Origin of the sequence: Ferrimonas lipolytica (assembly GCF_012295575.1) — a bacterium.
In the GTDB taxonomy this organism is placed as follows: domain Bacteria; phylum Pseudomonadota; class Gammaproteobacteria; order Enterobacterales; family Shewanellaceae; genus Ferrimonas; species Ferrimonas lipolytica.
In genome coordinates, this window is sequence record NZ_CP051180.1 from 1,148,767 (window position 1) to 1,164,757 (window position 15,991).

Consider the following 15,991-nt stretch of genomic DNA (forward strand, 5'->3'; position numbering starts at 1 on the left):
CAATGAATAAAACCCACAAGCATCTTATGCGGTGGGTTTTTTTTCGTCTTGAAAAAAACTCGATGAGCGTTATTCACAGTTCTATGGGCTGCAATTAGTCTCGATTCCACAAGAACTCATCTAGCGTAAAATATCGACTTCGGTTGCTTTAGTTAGCAACAACCACTTGCGAAAGTGATATTTTTGGATGAATTTCGTTATCGTTTATTGAATTATGTTTCATTATTGTGTAATGCCGACTAACCCACTAAACTTTGATCTAAATCAATAACTGGTTGGCGGTAATTATGCAGGGTGAATCCAAGGTTTATTCATTACTTCAAGTTCGTTACAGTCGTTTGCATCAGGCTCGATTGAAGCGAGACAGAGAGACTGATCTGTTTGCTTTAGAAAAGCTCGTAACCGATATTGCAGCTCAGCTTCAGGTCATTGAGCGCATTGAAACCATGGAAACCAGTGCCGTTGGTGACGATAAACCAGTCGCTGTTGCATCGACTAATTGGTTGCTTAATAGTAAGGCTAAGTTTTTATTTAATTAGTTTGCTCGTTACCAATTACTGATTAGGCATGGATCGCCTTCTCGGTTTTGCTAAGCGTTTTATATAACGTTAGATATTTTTTCTATATTACTCCCACCTTGTCGCTCTGTTTTTATTAATAACTTCATATTCCTTATTAGGTATTTACCTTCCCGATTTGGTTATTTTTAGAATATTAGTCATATTCCGTCAAAGCCTTCCAATGATATGCAATGTGATCATGGTCACATTCATTTTTCACTTATCTGGGGTGAGATCATGGTAATGGCAATATTGTGACGATCAGTCGAACATTTTGTTGAATGGGGTTATAAATCAATCAATAGTGACGCTGTTTCATCACAAACAGGGAGAATATTGATGAACTGTACAGCTTTTTCTCGAGCGGCTGTTGCCGTAGCAGTCTTGGCAGCTGTTCCTTTTGCTCAAGCGAATGACACTGCTTTTAAGTTTGGTGGTTACATTAAATTAGACGTATTGGTATCTGATTACAGTGAAGGTGCGCCTGCAGATGACAGCACAGGTCGTGACTTTTATGTGCCAGGCACAATAGTCGGTGGTGATGAGAATAGAGATAGCGCGGTAACCGATATTACTGCTCGTGAGTCTCGCTTTAATTTATCCAGCACCACCAACCTCGATGGTCATAAATTAAAATCTTTTATTGAACTGGACTTTTTGCCACATAAAGATGGCACTGAAACCGTTTCGAACAGTTATTCCCCTCGTATCCGCCACGCCTATGTTTCCTATGATAATTGGTTGGCTGGTCAAACTTGGAGTACCTTCCAAAACCCAGGAGCATTACCAGAAGCATTAGACTTCATCGGTGCAGCTGAAGGTACGGTGTTCGTTCGCCAAGCGCAGTTACGCTATACCAACGGTGGCTTGCAGTTGTCATTAGAAAACCCAGAAACGGTTATTTCTGATGTACGCGCGAATACCTATGAGAAAGAAACCACCAGTAGCTCACTACTGCCAGATGCTGTTGCTCGCTATAACTTCAACGCTGGCGGAGCCAAGATGTCAGTGGCGGCGCTGTTGCGTCAGATCAGTGTTGAAGAAACAGTAAATGGCACAAAGGTGGATGAAACTGATACCGGTTACGGTGTGAGTTTTTCTGGTGTTGTGCCGGTTGCAGGCAACGACAAATTCAAGTTTATGGTTAACTACGGCGACGGCTTTGGTCGTTACTTGGCGGTAAACTACATTAATGATGCGGTGCTTACGGGCAACGATGAGTTAGAAACGATCGAAGTGATGTCTGGTTTTGCGACCTACCAGCATTGGTGGAGCGATAAATGGCGTTCTAACTTTGTGGTATCGGCATTAGAGGCGGATTACGATACTAACCCAACGGTTGCAATGAATGAGAAGTCGATGAGCTACTTGGCTAACATTTTGTACTCGCCAATTAAGCCATTAACTGTCGGCATTGAGTACATGCATGCAGAGAACGAAAAAACTGATGGTAGCGACGCCGATATGGATCGTGTCCAGATGAGCGTTAAATACGCTTTCTAAGCTATTGGTTAGATTGTCGTAAAAGCCAGAGCAATGCTCTGGCTTTATTGTTAGCGCGAGTTAGGCAATAAAAAAGCGACCATTGAGGTCGCTTTGTTTGAACAAGCTAGCTTAAGCGTAAAGGCCTAAGTTTGCTTTGGCGTAGGCTTCGAACTCATCACAACCACCAACGTGGTTTTGATCAACGAAGATCTGCGGCACGGTGTTAACCGGCTTGCCAACGGTTTTTTCTAACTCTTCTTTACTCACGCCTTCAGCGTGCATATCAACGTAACGGAACTTAAAATCGTCACGGTTTTCTTTAAGTGTTGCGGCGATCTCTTTCGCACGAACACAGTAAGGACAGCCAGGGCGGCCAAAGATTACTACAAACATGTTTGCTCCTTTTACGCAGTGCCCCGTTATACCATAGTTTCGGGGCTAGCCGGCGCTATCTGCCTTGCGATAGCGGCCAGAATAATCAAATAGGGTTTCAATCACTTTCCAGAATCGTTTTTTTTCCAATCGAGCGATGACAAAGTCTGGGTGGCGCAACAGTTGTTGTTGGGCGATTACTTCGTCGATGCTATTCAATCGCAACGGTTGGCCAGGATTCTTTAAATGCTGTCGCATGAACTGATGATAAAAATGCCCTTTTTGTGCTGGCGCGTCAAAGGCAAATGTTCGATTAAGTTCATCGCCGTCTTCGTCAAACCAGGTTACTTTTAATCGCGCGTTGCCATCTTTGCCTTGGCTCTTACTCAGTTGTACTCCGCCGCAACGAATCACTTTATAGTCTTTGAGTTTAAGCACCTCTTGTAAACGCTTGTCTGGGTCAACAAGTTGCTTGTTACAGCTGTGGCACACTCGTGCGGCAATGTCATTTTCAGCGAGGCAATCGGGACACTCTTTATAGCGAAAACGATAGTCGCATTGCTCCGTCTTACCTTCATACTGGTGCGAGCCTTGGCACCGCCGGCCGAAGTGTTCAATGACCAAATCGAACTCGTCCTTGCGTCCCCAAAATGCATTTTGATGGCCACATTTAGGGCAAGGAACTTCAACCGCAACGGTGTCGCTATGAGGCCGAGGCTCGCCGACTTCAGGCGAATAGATTGAATAGCCGTTGCCTGCATAATCAAGCACCAAGCAGTCAGTCTTACCTTCCGCTAAGCGCAAGCCACGGCCGACCATCTGTTGAAATAGCGCCGCTGAGTCGGTGCGTCGCATCAACGCAATAAGATCGACGTGAGGCGCATCAAAGCCGGTGGTGAGTACAGCGACGTTAACTAGGTACTTAAGCTTCTTCAGTTTGAACTGTTCAATCAATTCAGCGCGCTCTGCCTTACTGGTTTTAGCAGTAAGCAGCGCCGCTTGCGCAGTGGGAAGCTGGGTTAGGACCTCTTCTCCATGTCGCACCGTAGCAGCGAAGATAATTACCCCTTGGCGCTGTTGTGCCTGTTCTATGATTTGTTGACAAATAAGGGTGGTAGCACGGCCGCGCAGCTCTGGGTTTACCTGCGGCAGTTCTCCCTCTTCATTAGGCAGTAGCCAGCTGGCAACGGCACCATCAACCATGGTTGGCGGAGTTAGGAACCCTTGTTTAATCAATTGACCGATAGGCAATTCAAACACGCAGTCTCGAAATGGTTTTGGTTCGGTACTGCGAACTGTACCGTTGATGTGTTGTTGATAGATCCAGCCGCTGTCCAGTCGGTAGGGTGTTGCGGTTAATCCCAGTACACACAAACGGGGATTAAGTTGACCGAGTCTAGCCAGTAATCGTTGGTATTGGCTATCGTCAGTGAGGCTTATCCGGTGACACTCGTCAATGATAACAATGGAGTAGGCCTCGGTTATTTTATCGCTGATTTGAGCCAACGATTGTACCGAAGCAAATACTACCTTAGCGCTGCGATCTTTTTGGCCAAGTCCTGCTGAATAGATGGTGCTGTATTCGCCAAAGGCGGCAAACTTTTCTTGGTTTTGCGCCACCAACTCCTGTACATGGGTTAGCACTAATACTCTGCCTTTGGCGAGCCTTGCCAGCTCCGCGATCACTAAGCTTTTGCCTGCACCGGTGGGCAGTACCACCACCGCGGGGGCTCGATGTTTTCGAAAGTGCTTAACAACGGCATCAACGGCGTCTTGCTGATAGGGGCGAAGGGTATAGGCCATGAACGTGAGTGTGGTCTGCAATGAGGGTGACAATAGCGTTATTGTAACCAGTAATTGGACAAGATAGATGCCCTTAGAATGACAAACCCCAGCATTTGCTGGGGTTTTTCCATACTGGTTAACTGATTACAGCACCATTGCTGCTACCCAACCTGATACCAACAGCGGCAGGTTAAAATGCAGGAAGGTCGGGATCACAGAGTCGCGGATGTGATCATGCTGGCCGTCGGCGTTCAAACCAGAGGTTGGTCCCAAGGTTGAATCAGACGCTGGCGAACCGGCGTCACCCAATGCTGCTGCGGTACCAACCAAAGCGATGATCGCCATTGGTGAGAAGCCGAAGCTGATCCCAAGAGGTACGTAAATGGTGGCAATAATTGGAATAGTGGAGAACGACGAACCAATCCCCATGGTGATGAACAAGCCTACAACCAGCATAAGCATGGCTGCCAGTGCCTTGCTGTCACCGATCATGTCTTGGATGGATTCAACCAGCATTGGAACTTCACCGGTTGCTTTTACTACGTCGGCAAAACCTTGTGCAGAGATCATGATAAAACCGATGGTAGCCATCATATGAACGCCGCGAGTAAAGGCGTCCTGAGCGCTGATCTCTTTTTTGTCGATACCAGCCAAAGAGAGAATAACGAAGCCGATAAGGGCACCAAAGATCATCGAGCCAGTCGATATCTGTACGCCTAAAGTGACAACAATGGCAATGGCTGCAACGGTAATACGACGTTTGTTTAATGGCCCGTCGTGCTGGGGTGATACCGCCGCAGTTTTGGTCTCATCGTATTGGCGTGGCTTGTTGTAGCTGATGAAGATAGCCACCAACAAACCGCCAATCATACCAAGGGCAGGGATGATCATCGCGGTAGCAACGTTGGCAACGGTAATGCTGTCGCCGGCTACTTCGGCTAGACCATTGCTAAGCAGATTTTTCAGCAATAAGCCTTCTTGGAAGATCAGACCAAAGCCAATTGGCACCGACATGTAGGTGGTAACCAAACCAAAGGTGATACAACAAGCAACAAGGCGGCGATCAAGCTTGAGCGATTCCATCACATGTAATAGTGGTGGGATAAGAATAGGGATAAAGGCGATATGCACCGGAATCACGTTTTGCGACATGACAGCCATTGCCATGATGGCAACCAACAGTAACACCTTAAGGTGTTTGGCGGTGTTTGGGTCGTTAGACGCGCCTAAACGACTGATGATACCGCGCGACAGTAAATCGGTGATGCCGGTATGCGCTAGGGCAACTGCGAATGCGCCAAGTAGTGCGTAAGACAGAGCAACTTCAGCTCCGCCTCCCAGACCGCTGTTAAAGGTGGAGATGGTATCGGATAAGCTCATACCAGAGCTTAGTCCGGCCGCTAATGCCGAAATAATTAAGGCGATAACGACGTTAACTCTAACTAGGCTTAAGCCCAACATTAGAACTACGGCGATGATGACAGCGTTCATGCTTTTAGGTTCTCTCTATTCTTCTTTAATTTAGCTTTATTTTGAGCTTTATTTTGAGCTTGAACATATTAAGGCGAAAACGCATTGTGTGCAGCTGCGCAAGTGTAATATCGTGTCCGAGGCTAGCAAAATAGTGATGTGACCCACAGTTTCTCACTTAATTAGTCATTCAAAATACCTAATGTTGCAATCGGTAAAATCGAAACCAAATGCAATTGCCAGTATGAAAAATCGATTTATAATGGGTCCATCGGTTAACGCAAGGTTAGCCATTACGGAATATCTAACCATAGTATTGGAGAGTAAACATGAGCGTATTAGTAGGCCGTCCGGCACCTGATTTCACAGCAGCAGCAGTTTTAGGCAACGGCGAGATCGTTGAGAACTTTAACCTGGCTACTGCGATTAAAGGTAAGCCAGCGGTAATCTTCTTCTACCCACTAGATTTCACCTTCGTATGTCCTTCTGAGTTGATCGCTTTCGACAAGCGCTTTGAAGAGTTCCAGAAGCGCGGTGTTGAAGTAATCGGTGTTTCTATCGACTCTCAGTTCAGCCATAACGCATGGCGTAACACTGCTATCGAAGATGGCGGCATCGGCCAAGTTAAATACCCATTGATTGCAGACGTTAAGCATGAAATCTGCAAAGCCTACGATGTTGAGCATCCAGAAGCAGGTGTTGCTTTCCGTGGTTCATTCCTAGTAGATAAAGAAGGTCAGGTTCGTCACCAAGTAGTGAACGATCTGCCACTGGGTCGTAACATCGACGAAATGCTGCGCATGGTTGATGCACTGCAGTTCCACGAAGAGAATGGCGAAGTATGCCCAGCTCAGTGGGAATCAGGTAAAGAAGGTATGGACGCTTCTCCAGACGGCGTAGCACGCTTTCTGTCTGAGCACACCGACGACCTGTAAGACGGTTTAGTCGTACCAGTTCACGGTAACGGGCCGGTCAGTTTTCTGACCGGCCCGTTTTGTATGTCGCTAACAGCAAAAATGCCAGTCAGCGATCTGACTGGCATTGGCATATTCAGCTAACTTTAGCGGTTTGTTGCTACTGCTCGCTGGTGGTTTCGCTTGGGGTTTGTGGTTGCTCAGCCACCAATGGCCAGCCGCCTAACTGCTTCCAGCGGTTGACGATAAAACAGAACAGTTCAGCAGTGCGAAGGGTATCGTACAGGGCGCTATGAGCTTCTTTGTTATCAAACGGAATTTGCGCTGCGCGACAGGCTTTGGCCAGTACCGTTTGTCCTAACGCCAAACCGGCGAGGCTGGCGGTATCGAAGCTGGCGAAGGGATGAAAAGGCACTCGCTTAATTTTAGCGCGTTCACAGGCCGCGTTAACGAAGCTCTGATCAAAGGTCGCATTGTGAGCGACGATAATGGAGCGATTACATCCTGCTGCCTTTTGGCCTTTGCGTACCCCTTTAAAGATCTCGGACAGTGCTTCCTTTTCGTCTACTGCACCACGTAAGGCGGAGAACGGTTCGGTGATGCCATTAAACTCCAACGCGGCAGGCTCGAGGTTCGCCCCCTCAAATGGGGCTACGTGGTAATGGAAGGTCTGATCGATCTGCAACCAGCCATTATCGTCCATTTTCAGGGTAACAGCAGCGATCTCGAGCAGCGCATCGGTTTGAGAGTTGAAGCCGGCGGTTTCAACATCGATAACCACGGGGTAGTAGCCGCGGAATCGTTGGGATAACAAGTTGTCTTCGGTGTTGCTCATGCAATTCATTAGGCCTTATGATTAGCGCGCCATTATTACATACCGAGACGCGCTAGCAAACGCTCTAAAGCTTTTGCTGGCGAAGTCGATAAATAATTGAACGGTAGACTTTGAGGATTATGATGACAAGATTGGCGGCACTGCTATTAACTATGGCAGCCACAACCAGTAACGCAGGAATTCGCCAGTATCAAGCTGAGTTGGATAACTCGCAATGGCAACTCAGTGAATCTTCGCCGTTGCAATGTGTGTTGCGCCATCAGATACCGGGCTACGGCAGCGCCGAGTTCGTCAGTCATGCCTCGAAGTTGCTTAATATGCAGTTCACCCTGCATATGTTACGCAAACCAGACTCGAAAACCGAAGTGAAGCTGCAATCTGTGCCACCAAGTTGGCGCCCCGGTGTACCGTCGCAACCGCTAACCGAACTGACCTTTTATCGTCAGTTTGACGGTGAGTTAGAGAAGGACGATGCATGGCTTATCTTGAGTGAGTTAGAGCGGGGTATGCAGCCAACGTTTTACTACCAAGATTGGCAAGATAAACAAGCGGTTTCGGTTGCTCTTTCCAGTGTCAATTTTGCCCACAGTTATAATCAGTTCTCACAGTGCCTCAATAGCTTATTGCCTTACAATTTTGACGATATCTCGTTTACCGTGTTGCACCACGATAAGTACGGTGAGCTGACTCGTGAGTCGGTGGAACAGTTAGACCGGATTATCACGTTTTTAAGTTTAGATCCGCGCTCGGAAATCATCTTGCTTGACGTCTATACCGATTCCTACGGCACAGATAAAACCAATATGGCGCTAACCCGACAACAAGCGCAAAAGCTGAAAGAGGATCTTATCTCTAATGGCATCAATGAACAGCGAATTACATCTCAAGCGCACGGTGAAAAACGGCATGTAGCGGACAACCGCAGCGATCAAGAACGCCAGCGTAATCGCCGAGTTGTGCTAAGAATCGAGCCGTTCTAGTAATTAGCCCGGTTAACAGCGGCTGTGTAGTAACTAAGTGTTGTTTCCAAGGCTGTTAAAGCACCGGCTAGACGAGTGTTGATACAATGGGAAAGCTCTACCGCGGTTGATCGTCTGCTGCATTGGAGTAGTTCAACGAAGCGTTTTGGACTGCGACCAAAGGCAAGGGGGGATTCTAAAAGGGGGCGGAGCTCCCCGCTAATGCATACAAGAATGTGCTGTCGTCACCGCGACATCCTCCCCTAAAAGCACCGCAATCGGTGAAGCCGAAGGCTTAAGATAAACTTCAACAGTTAACTACGACACAGCCCAAAAAAGCCCGCAAGATGCGGGCTAATAGAAGTAATTAGCAATGGGCTTAACGGTTGAAAGTCAGCGCCTGGCCGACGGCTTCGCTAGAAGCGTGGCTACCGTCAAATACCCGATGGCCACCAACCCAAGTAGAGCTGATGGTGCTGCGCATTACGGTGTTTTCAAATGATGACCAATTACATTTATATAGCAGGTTTTGTTTGTTCACTGGATAAGGCTTATCAAGGTCAACCAATACCAAATCGGCGTGATAGCCTTCGCGTAGGTAGCCGCGATCCTTAAGGTTGAAGCGCTCAGCAACTGCGTGACTGGTCTTTTGTACGATGGTTTCTAGGCTCAATGCACCCTCATGGTAGTGCTCAAACAACGATTGGAGGGCGTGTTGAACCAGCGGTACACCAGATGGCGCCTTAAAGTAGGTACCCTGTTTCTCTTCCCATGTGTGTGGGGCGTGATCAGTAGCAATAATATCAATTACGTCACGACGAACCGCATCAAGTAGAGCCAAACGATCTCGTTCAGTCTTCACTGATGGGTTGCACTTAATCTGGCTGCCGAGGGTTAAGTAATCTTGCTCGCTGTAGAACAGGTGGTGAACACATGCCTCAGCGGTAATGTTGGCGGTCGCTAATGAAGAAAGCTTCTTATGTGCCTCGAATAACGCCAGCTCTTCCGCGGTTGAGATATGCAATACGTGCAAACGGGTGCCGTAACGGCGTGCTAGCTCCATCGCGGTTTTGGTGGATTTGATGCAGGCTTCGCGGGAACGAATGTTAGCGTGCATCTGCATCGGTACCGCTTCACCATATTTGGCACGAGCTTGCTCTTCCAGTTGAGCAATCATCGGGCTGTCTTCACAGTGAGTCGCTACTGGGATTGGTGCATTAGCGAAGATCCCCGCAAGGGTTTCCTCGTTATCCACCAGCATGTTACCGGTCGATGCACCCATAAAGATTTTTATGCCACAGGCGGCGTTGGGGTCTAGTGCCTTAATCTGCTCTAAGTTATCGTTGGTGGCGCCGAGATAGAAGCTGTGGTTAGCAACTGAAACTTCAGCCGCGCGGGCAAACTTAGCTTGTAACGCTTCTATATTGGTGGTTTGCGGGTTAACGTTAGGCATCTCCATAAAGGAGGTGATGCCACCGGCAACGGCTGCGCGCGACTCAGTCGCCATGCTACCTTTTTGGGTTAAGCCAGGTTCGCGGAAGTGAACTTGGTCATCAATCATACCCGGCATCAATAGCTTGCCTTGGGCGTCGATTACCTCAGCACCAGCTGGCGCGGCAATCTGGCCACCGATTTGTTCAATTCGGCCATTTTTGATAAGAAGATCACCGCTTTGGCGGATCCCTTCGTTGAGAATATTCGCATTACTGATCAAAGTGGTGGTCATATTATTTTTTCGTCTTGTTCTGACTAACAGGGCATTGTTAATAATAACGGGTTATCACACATATGCCCATTAAAGGAGTAACTCGATGGTTCGTTTATTGTCAGCATCTGTGCTGATTTCAGTGAGTTTTTTAGCGCAATCTATCGAGCTGGATGGAGAACTTACCCAAGGAAGCTTAGTCCGTGGTGAAGTAGAAGCCGGTAGCACTGTTCGTTTGAACGGTGATGATGTGAACGTAACTGAAACCGGCCACTTCGTTATTGGCTTTGGCCGCGACACACCGTTGGGACACACGCTGGAGGTTGTGAGCCCTGCAGGTGAAGTTCAAAGCCAAGCCATTACACTAACTAAACGTGATTATCGCATTCAAAGAATTGAAGGTATTGCCAAAAAGATCATGAAGCCCAATCCGGCCAATGTTGACCGCGCGCAACAGGATGCTAAACAAGCTCGACAAGCTCGCAGTCGATTTGAACAGCGCCAAAGTTGGCAGCAGCAATTTATCTGGCCAGTTACAGGACCTATCACTGGCGTATACGGCAGCCAGCGTTTCTATAACGGCGAGCCGAAAAGCCCGCACTATGGTGTTGATGTTGCCGCGCCGACCGGTACCACTGTGGTCGCCCCAGCCGATGGCATCATCACTTTAGCGGTGCCGGATATGTTCTATTCTGGCGGCACGGTGATTATTGACCACGGTTACGGTGTTAGCTCAACCTTTCTTCATTTAAGTAAGCTATCGGTCGAGGTTGAGCAAGAGGTCAAGCAGGGCGAGTTAGTCGGTCAAGTCGGTGCGACGGGACGAGTCACAGGACCGCACTTAGATTGGCGCATGAACTGGTTTGGAGAGCGGGTTGACCCACAGCTGCTAGTGCCAGCAATGACAAAGTAGCCTTGGATTAAGTGAACATTGCGTTTAAAGGGATAGACATGCAATACGATTTTCAGCAACACATTGATCGCCGTCATGGCGATAGTATCAAGTGGAACCGCTACGGTGATGAGGATGTGATCCCGATGTGGGTCGCCGACATGGACTTTGCCATTGCACCAGCCATTAAGCAGGCGCTGGCGGATAGGGTTGACCATGGCGTGTTCGGCTACGCCCATGTTGATGCACAGCTCGTCCATGCTGCCATTGCCTGGTTCGCCAAACGTTGGGATTGGCATATCGATCCGAGTTGGTTAGTGGCTATTCCAGCGGTGGTTCCTGGATTAAACTACGCGGTTCAAGCCCTTGATAACCCAGGCAAGATAACTTGGCCTAATCCGGTCTACGGGCCGATTGCTAAGGTGGCTAGTCACCTCAACCTTGGCGGCGGTACCTTCGGCGTAGATGCCGATGGTTGGGACCTACAACAGCTAGAGCAACAGCTACAAGCAGGTGCCCGCACGGTAATGCTGTGCTGCCCCCAAAACCCGATTGGCCGATGTTTTAGTCAGGACGATTATCAAGCCTTGGCTGAGCTAATTGAGCGTTTTGATGCCTATGTGGTCAGCGACGATATTCACGGCGACCTAATGCTTGATGGTCAGCAGCATTTGCCGCTCATTAAAGCTTGCCCACAGATAGCAGAGCGTGTACTAACGTTGGTCGCTGGCGGTAAAGCGTTCAATATCGCCGGCTTACCCTTTGCCTTTGCAGTTGTGCCGAACCGTCATTGGCGTAAATCGCTGCAAGATAAACTCAGTGGTTTTGCCCCATCTCCGTGCGTGGCGGCGATGACAGCGCTAAAGGCGGCGTGGTTACATGGTGAGGCGTGGTTAGATCAGCTGTTGACGGTGTTAACCGAGAATCGTGATTATCTGATGTCGACGCTGGCGGATCTGCCCGAGATTGAGGTGATAAGACCTGAAGCGACCTATTTGGCTTGGATCGATTGTCGCAAGCTAAATTGGAGCAAACCGGCGCAACATCTACGCCGATTTGGACTTGGGGTTTCTGACGGCACCGAATTCGCTAAACCGGGCTTCGTTAGGATCAATTTTGGTTGCCCTAAAGAGACCTTAGCGCAGGGATTGGCACGATTTAGGTTAGCGGTGGAAGCGAGTCGTTAAACATCTTCTACCGGCATAAGGCCAAGAATTTGGCGAATATCCCAGGGGTGAACCTTTACCGTTATTCCGTCGTGGCGAAACGCCACGGTGGGGTTTGATAGAGGTTCGCCTTCACCTTTAGGGCAGCTAGCCTTCATCTCGATGCCAATACTGCTATCAGACAATACTGGCCACTTGGCGATAATTGCGGGAACTTGGCGAATCGCCAATAGCATTTGCGCTTTATCTTCTGCATCACAGGGTAACACCAACTCGACGTGCTCCCAGCCATCGCGACGTTTCTTACCATCAGGGAACGGCAGTTCAACTAACTCAATCGCCCATGGACCGACCTGCATTGGCGTATCTAATTGAATCAATAGAATGGGGCGGCCATTGATCTGCTTTTCTGATAGCAGTTTGCCCCGTTGCAGTAATGCCTCTTTGATGGCAATGGCGTCGGCTAATTCGGTAATGCGCAAAGCGATATGATCGGCGTGCAGCTGGGCTCTAACAAAACCGAGGCGATCCGCCAGTCGATAAGCTTTGTCGGCAAACTCTGGCAAACCGGCCATTAATTGTTCGAAGTTCATGCGTTATTCCAAGATGCGCTGGCTAAGGTGTTGCCATCAAAATCGATAACCGAGAAGTCGTTACCGTCAAAGTGACCAAAGCTAGGTACATTACCCCCTTTTGGTGAACTGATCGAGCCAGGATTGAAATGAAGTCGATCCTCCTGCCACTGTGCAATTGGCAGGTGGGTATGGCCATAAGCAATTCCTTCCCCTGCTTTTAATGGTGGCAAGTTGTTGGGGCCTAATAAGTGGCCATGGGTAAGGCACAATCTGCGGCCATTAAGCACTAACCAGTTGTATTCGGCTAACAATGGAAAGTCGCACAGCATCTGATCGACTTCGGAGTCACAATTACCTCGAATGGCGATAATGTTGTCTGCTCGCTGGTTTAGCAGTGCCGCAACGCCTTGTGGATCATAGCCTGCAGGGAGTGGGTTTCGGGGCCCATGATTGAGCACATCGCCTAGTATAACCAAGGTTGAGGCCTGTAATTTTTTTTGCCAACGGAGGGCAGATTCAAGGGCGGGGAGCGAACCGTGAATATCAGCAATAAACAGCATTGGATGGCGACTCTTAATAGGTTTTTTGTGATTTTACTCGTCCAAAACCAAAGGGGCTAGTGTTAACTGCGGCTGGTTCAAATGCACCCGTTAGTGGCTGCAAAGAATAGTGTCTTTAGCGCACTGAGTAGTGTAATTTTAATGTTGATGAAACATTAAATTAACAAGCATTGATGGGCCTTTGCGCCGAGGAGGCTATATGAAGAACACCTCACAAGACGGTTTTCATTCAAGTCCAGCTGCGCAAGATGATTCTACTGACAGCCTACCCAATGGCCTGTTAGCAACTATGATGTTGTGCTTACTTGCCGCTGTTGATAAACAGCATCTGGAGCAGTTTGGCGACAGCAATATGGAATTGGCATTTGATTTGGGTATTGCAGTTCAGGTGGCGGAGGAGGAAACCATTCCTTTGCCGGACATAATGGTTGAAGTGTTTGAGTTATATAACCGCAAGTTGGCACTGACGTTACCAAGCAAGCAGTTAGCGAAGCAGGTCGCTGAAAGTTATTATCATGCGCAGTTCGCCAAGCAGCATCTGCATTAATAACATCCAATTCAATAGATACAAAAAAACCCGCAGATGCGGGTTTTTTTAAGCTTGTGCTAAACGCACCGGCTGTTAATTACAGACGAACTACGTTCGCTGCTTGAGGACCTTTAGGACCCTGTTCGATATCGAACTTAACAGCTTGGCCTTCAGCCAAAGATTTGAAACCGTCGCCTTGGATAGAACGGAAGTGAACGAATACATCGCCGCCGCCGTTGTCTTGGCTGATGAAGCCGAAGCCTTTATCGTCGTTGAACCACTTAACGGTACCAGTTGCTTGAGACATGGGTCTCTCCTGAATCAATTGTGCAATTCACGCTAATCAGCATGAATTTAAAAAAAGACTACAGCCTTGCGGCTGTAGTAAGTATAGCTAAAGGGAATTATCCCCAAGAACTATTACAGACGAACTACGTTAGCAGCTTGTGGACCTTTAGGGCCCTGCTCAACGTCAAATTTCACTGCAGCACCTTCTGCCAGTGATTTGAAACCATCGCCTTGAATAGCGCGGAAGTGAACGAATACATCGCCACCGCCGTTATCTTGGCTGATAAAACCGAAGCCTTTGTCGTCGTTAAACCACTTAACGGTACCTGTTGCTTGAGACATGATCTCTCCTGAATCTACTAAAACTAAACGCACACAATTCGCACAAATAGACCACTTATGTGGTCGCTTGGTGAGAAGCGCTTCACGACGACAAGGCTTGAAATTTGGTAGAACAAGCTTTTGAGCGGAAGAGTTCAAAATCAAATTGTGGCGGTCTCGTCCAAAAACGGACAACCGCACTATACCATGTGAGCCGACGATTACCATTGTTCTGCTGCTAAATATTTGGATAAATAATATTTTCAGAAAGAAAAACAATTCTGTTGGGAGAATTATTGATCTAATCATGCATTATCTAACCAATGGAAAATTACCAAACACGCACTACTAAGCCTTTGAGGTAAAAGCCTTCAGGGTAGGCACAACCAATTGGATGGTCTGCAGCTTGAGTTAGCTTCTCAATGATTTGGCCATCGCGACCCGCATCTAATGCCGCGTCAGCAACGATTTTTTGAAACAGTGGTGCGTCCATCAGACCTGAGCAGGAGTAGGTTAGTAAGATTCCGCCAGGCTTCAAGCACTGCATCGCAACCATGTTGATGTCTTTGTAACCGCGACAGGCTCCCGGTAGCTGCGCCTTATTATCAGCGAACTTTGGTGGATCAAGAATAATGACGTCAAATTGCGCTTTCTCTTCGCGATACTTGCGTAGCAACTTGAATACATCGGCTTCGACGTTGGTCAGCTTGCTGGTATCGAGTTGGTTCAACTCGGCCGTCTGTTGGGCTAACTTTAGCGCTGGCGCCGATACATCGGCGTTAACCACTTCTGCAGCACCGGCACGCAGTGCATAGGTACCGAAGCCACCGGTATAACAGAAGCAGTTAAGTACGCGCTGGTCTTTGACGTATTTAGCAGCGATGGCGCGATTATCACGTTGATCAATGTAAGCACCAGTTTTGTGTCCATTAATAACATCAACCAACAGCTCTAAACCGTTTTCGCTGAATGTCATTGGCTGTGGTGGCAGTTCGCCATGGATCAAACCAGAGGTTGGCTTTAATCCCTCTTTTTTGCGTACTTCAACGTCGGAGCGATCGTAGATGCACAACTTTGGAAATTGCAGACGTAGTGCTTCAATCAACAACTCTCGTTGCGCTTCGGCGCCGGCACTCAATAACTGGCACACCAATACATTGTTAAAGCGGTCGATGGTGATACCTGGCAGACCATCAGATTCGCCAGCAACAAGGCGATAACCGGTTAATCCGCCCTGGGCGATGACATGTTCGCGGCCCGCTTGAGCGCGTTCGATGCGTCGTTGGAAAAAAGCCAAGTCCACGGCTTCATCTTGATCGAAGGTCCAGATCCTTACCCGGATCTGCGATTGTGGCGAGTAAGCGCCACGGCCTAGCCATTTGCCCTCTTTAGAGTACACCTCAACGGTGCCACCAAGCTCAGCGTTGCCCTCAACGCGTTCAATACCATTGGAAAACACCCAAGGGTGACGGCGCTGTAGAGATTTATCACGGGCTTTTTTGAGGATTACTTTGGCTGACATAGCTACGACTTTGATATTGGGGAGAAAGAGGGCGGATTGTAGGCATGGATCCG

At 48.3% G+C, this 15,991-nt stretch carries 17 protein-coding genes; 7 read left to right on the forward strand and 10 right to left on the reverse strand.

Going from position 1 to position 15,991, the window contains the following annotated elements:
* The first annotated feature begins 287 nt into the window (after positions 1 to 287).
* Together HER31_RS05535 and HER31_RS05540 are read left to right on the forward strand one after the other, a co-directional pair.
* Positions 288 to 539, forward strand: coding sequence for a hypothetical protein (locus tag HER31_RS05535; protein ID WP_168659627.1), 252 nt, complete (start codon positions 288 to 290; stop codon positions 537 to 539).
* 360 nt (positions 540 to 899) lie between these two features.
* The gene (locus HER31_RS05540) at positions 900 to 2,063 is read left to right on the forward strand and encodes a DcaP family trimeric outer membrane transporter (protein WP_168659628.1); all 1,164 of its coding nucleotides are present in this window, start codon (positions 900 to 902) and stop codon (positions 2,061 to 2,063) included.
* 111 nt (positions 2,064 to 2,174) lie between these two features.
* Here the strand turns inward: HER31_RS05540 and HER31_RS05545 are convergent, their stop codons facing one another.
* The 3 genes from HER31_RS05545 to HER31_RS05555 all read right to left on the reverse strand — a co-directional run bounded on the left by HER31_RS05545 (position 2,175) and on the right by HER31_RS05555 (position 5,693).
* Entirely contained in the window at positions 2,175 to 2,438 is a 264-nt protein-coding gene (locus tag HER31_RS05545) for a GrxA family glutaredoxin (protein ID WP_168659629.1), read from the reverse strand.
* 45 nt (positions 2,439 to 2,483) lie between these two features.
* The gene (gene radD / locus HER31_RS05550) at positions 2,484 to 4,220 is read right to left on the reverse strand and encodes a DNA repair helicase RadD (protein ID WP_168659630.1); all 1,737 of its coding nucleotides are present in this window, start codon (positions 4,218 to 4,220) and stop codon (positions 2,484 to 2,486) included.
* 126 nt (positions 4,221 to 4,346) lie between these two features.
* Entirely contained in the window at positions 4,347 to 5,693 is a 1,347-nt protein-coding gene (locus HER31_RS05555; protein WP_168659631.1) for a Na+/H+ antiporter family protein, read from the reverse strand.
* A gap of 308 nt (positions 5,694 to 6,001) precedes the next feature.
* Here HER31_RS05555 and HER31_RS05560 point away from each other — a divergent pair, with 308 nt between their 5' ends.
* Entirely contained in the window at positions 6,002 to 6,607 is a 606-nt protein-coding gene (locus tag HER31_RS05560) for a peroxiredoxin C (RefSeq protein WP_168659632.1), read from the forward strand.
* 139 nt (positions 6,608 to 6,746) lie between these two features.
* Here HER31_RS05560 and rnt read toward each other — a convergent pair whose 3' ends face one another.
* Entirely contained in the window at positions 6,747 to 7,421 is a 675-nt protein-coding gene (gene rnt, locus HER31_RS05565) for a ribonuclease T (RefSeq protein WP_168659633.1), read from the reverse strand.
* Positions 7,422 to 7,540: 119 nt separating this feature from the next.
* On the opposite strand from rnt, the gene HER31_RS05570 reads away from it, so the two are divergent.
* On the forward strand, positions 7,541 to 8,401 hold the full coding sequence (locus HER31_RS05570) for an OmpA family protein (RefSeq protein ID WP_238786897.1): 861 nt from the start codon (positions 7,541 to 7,543) through the stop codon (positions 8,399 to 8,401).
* Between the two features lie 358 nt (positions 8,402 to 8,759).
* Here HER31_RS05570 and HER31_RS05575 read toward each other — a convergent pair whose 3' ends face one another.
* Positions 8,760 to 10,106, reverse strand: a complete 1,347-nt coding sequence (locus HER31_RS05575; RefSeq protein ID WP_168659634.1) for a dihydroorotase — start codon at positions 10,104 to 10,106, stop codon at positions 8,760 to 8,762.
* 85 nt (positions 10,107 to 10,191) lie between these two features.
* Between HER31_RS05575 and HER31_RS05580 the strand changes: the two genes are divergently transcribed.
* The gene (locus tag HER31_RS05580; protein ID WP_168659635.1) at positions 10,192 to 10,998 is read left to right on the forward strand and encodes a M23 family metallopeptidase; all 807 of its coding nucleotides are present in this window, start codon (positions 10,192 to 10,194) and stop codon (positions 10,996 to 10,998) included.
* 38 nt (positions 10,999 to 11,036) lie between these two features.
* Positions 11,037 to 12,164 carry a MalY/PatB family protein gene (locus HER31_RS05585; RefSeq protein WP_168659636.1) on the forward strand — a complete coding sequence of 376 codons (1,128 nt, stop codon included), beginning with the start codon at positions 11,037 to 11,039 and terminating at the stop codon, positions 12,162 to 12,164.
* On the opposite strand, the gene HER31_RS05590 is transcribed toward HER31_RS05585, so the two are convergent.
* A complete protein-coding gene (locus tag HER31_RS05590) occupies positions 12,161 to 12,736 on the reverse strand; it encodes a VOC family protein (protein WP_168659637.1) in 576 nt (191 codons plus the stop codon). The genes HER31_RS05585 and HER31_RS05590 overlap by 4 nt on opposite strands.
* Positions 12,733 to 13,278 carry a phosphodiesterase gene (gene yfcE / locus HER31_RS05595; RefSeq protein ID WP_168659638.1) on the reverse strand — a complete coding sequence of 182 codons (546 nt, stop codon included), beginning with the start codon at positions 13,276 to 13,278 and terminating at the stop codon, positions 12,733 to 12,735. Before yfcE ends, HER31_RS05590 begins: the two co-directional genes overlap by 4 nt.
* A gap of 199 nt (positions 13,279 to 13,477) precedes the next feature.
* On the opposite strand from yfcE, the gene HER31_RS05600 reads away from it, so the two are divergent.
* The gene (locus HER31_RS05600; RefSeq protein WP_168659639.1) at positions 13,478 to 13,825 is read left to right on the forward strand and encodes a hypothetical protein; all 348 of its coding nucleotides are present in this window, start codon (positions 13,478 to 13,480) and stop codon (positions 13,823 to 13,825) included.
* A 79-nt stretch (positions 13,826 to 13,904) separates the two neighbouring features.
* Here HER31_RS05600 and cspE (HER31_RS05605) read toward each other — a convergent pair whose 3' ends face one another.
* The 3 genes from cspE (HER31_RS05605) to HER31_RS05615 form a co-directional block, all read right to left on the reverse strand.
* Positions 13,905 to 14,114 carry a transcription antiterminator/RNA stability regulator CspE gene (cspE, locus tag HER31_RS05605; RefSeq protein WP_168659640.1) on the reverse strand — a complete coding sequence of 70 codons (210 nt, stop codon included), beginning with the start codon at positions 14,112 to 14,114 and terminating at the stop codon, positions 13,905 to 13,907.
* Between the two features lie 113 nt (positions 14,115 to 14,227).
* Entirely contained in the window at positions 14,228 to 14,437 is a 210-nt protein-coding gene (cspE, locus tag HER31_RS05610) for a transcription antiterminator/RNA stability regulator CspE (RefSeq protein WP_168659641.1), read from the reverse strand.
* Between the two features lie 310 nt (positions 14,438 to 14,747).
* Positions 14,748 to 15,938, reverse strand: a complete 1,191-nt coding sequence (locus tag HER31_RS05615) for a class I SAM-dependent methyltransferase (RefSeq protein ID WP_168659642.1) — start codon at positions 15,936 to 15,938, stop codon at positions 14,748 to 14,750.
* Positions 15,939 to 15,991: the final 53 nt, after the last annotated feature.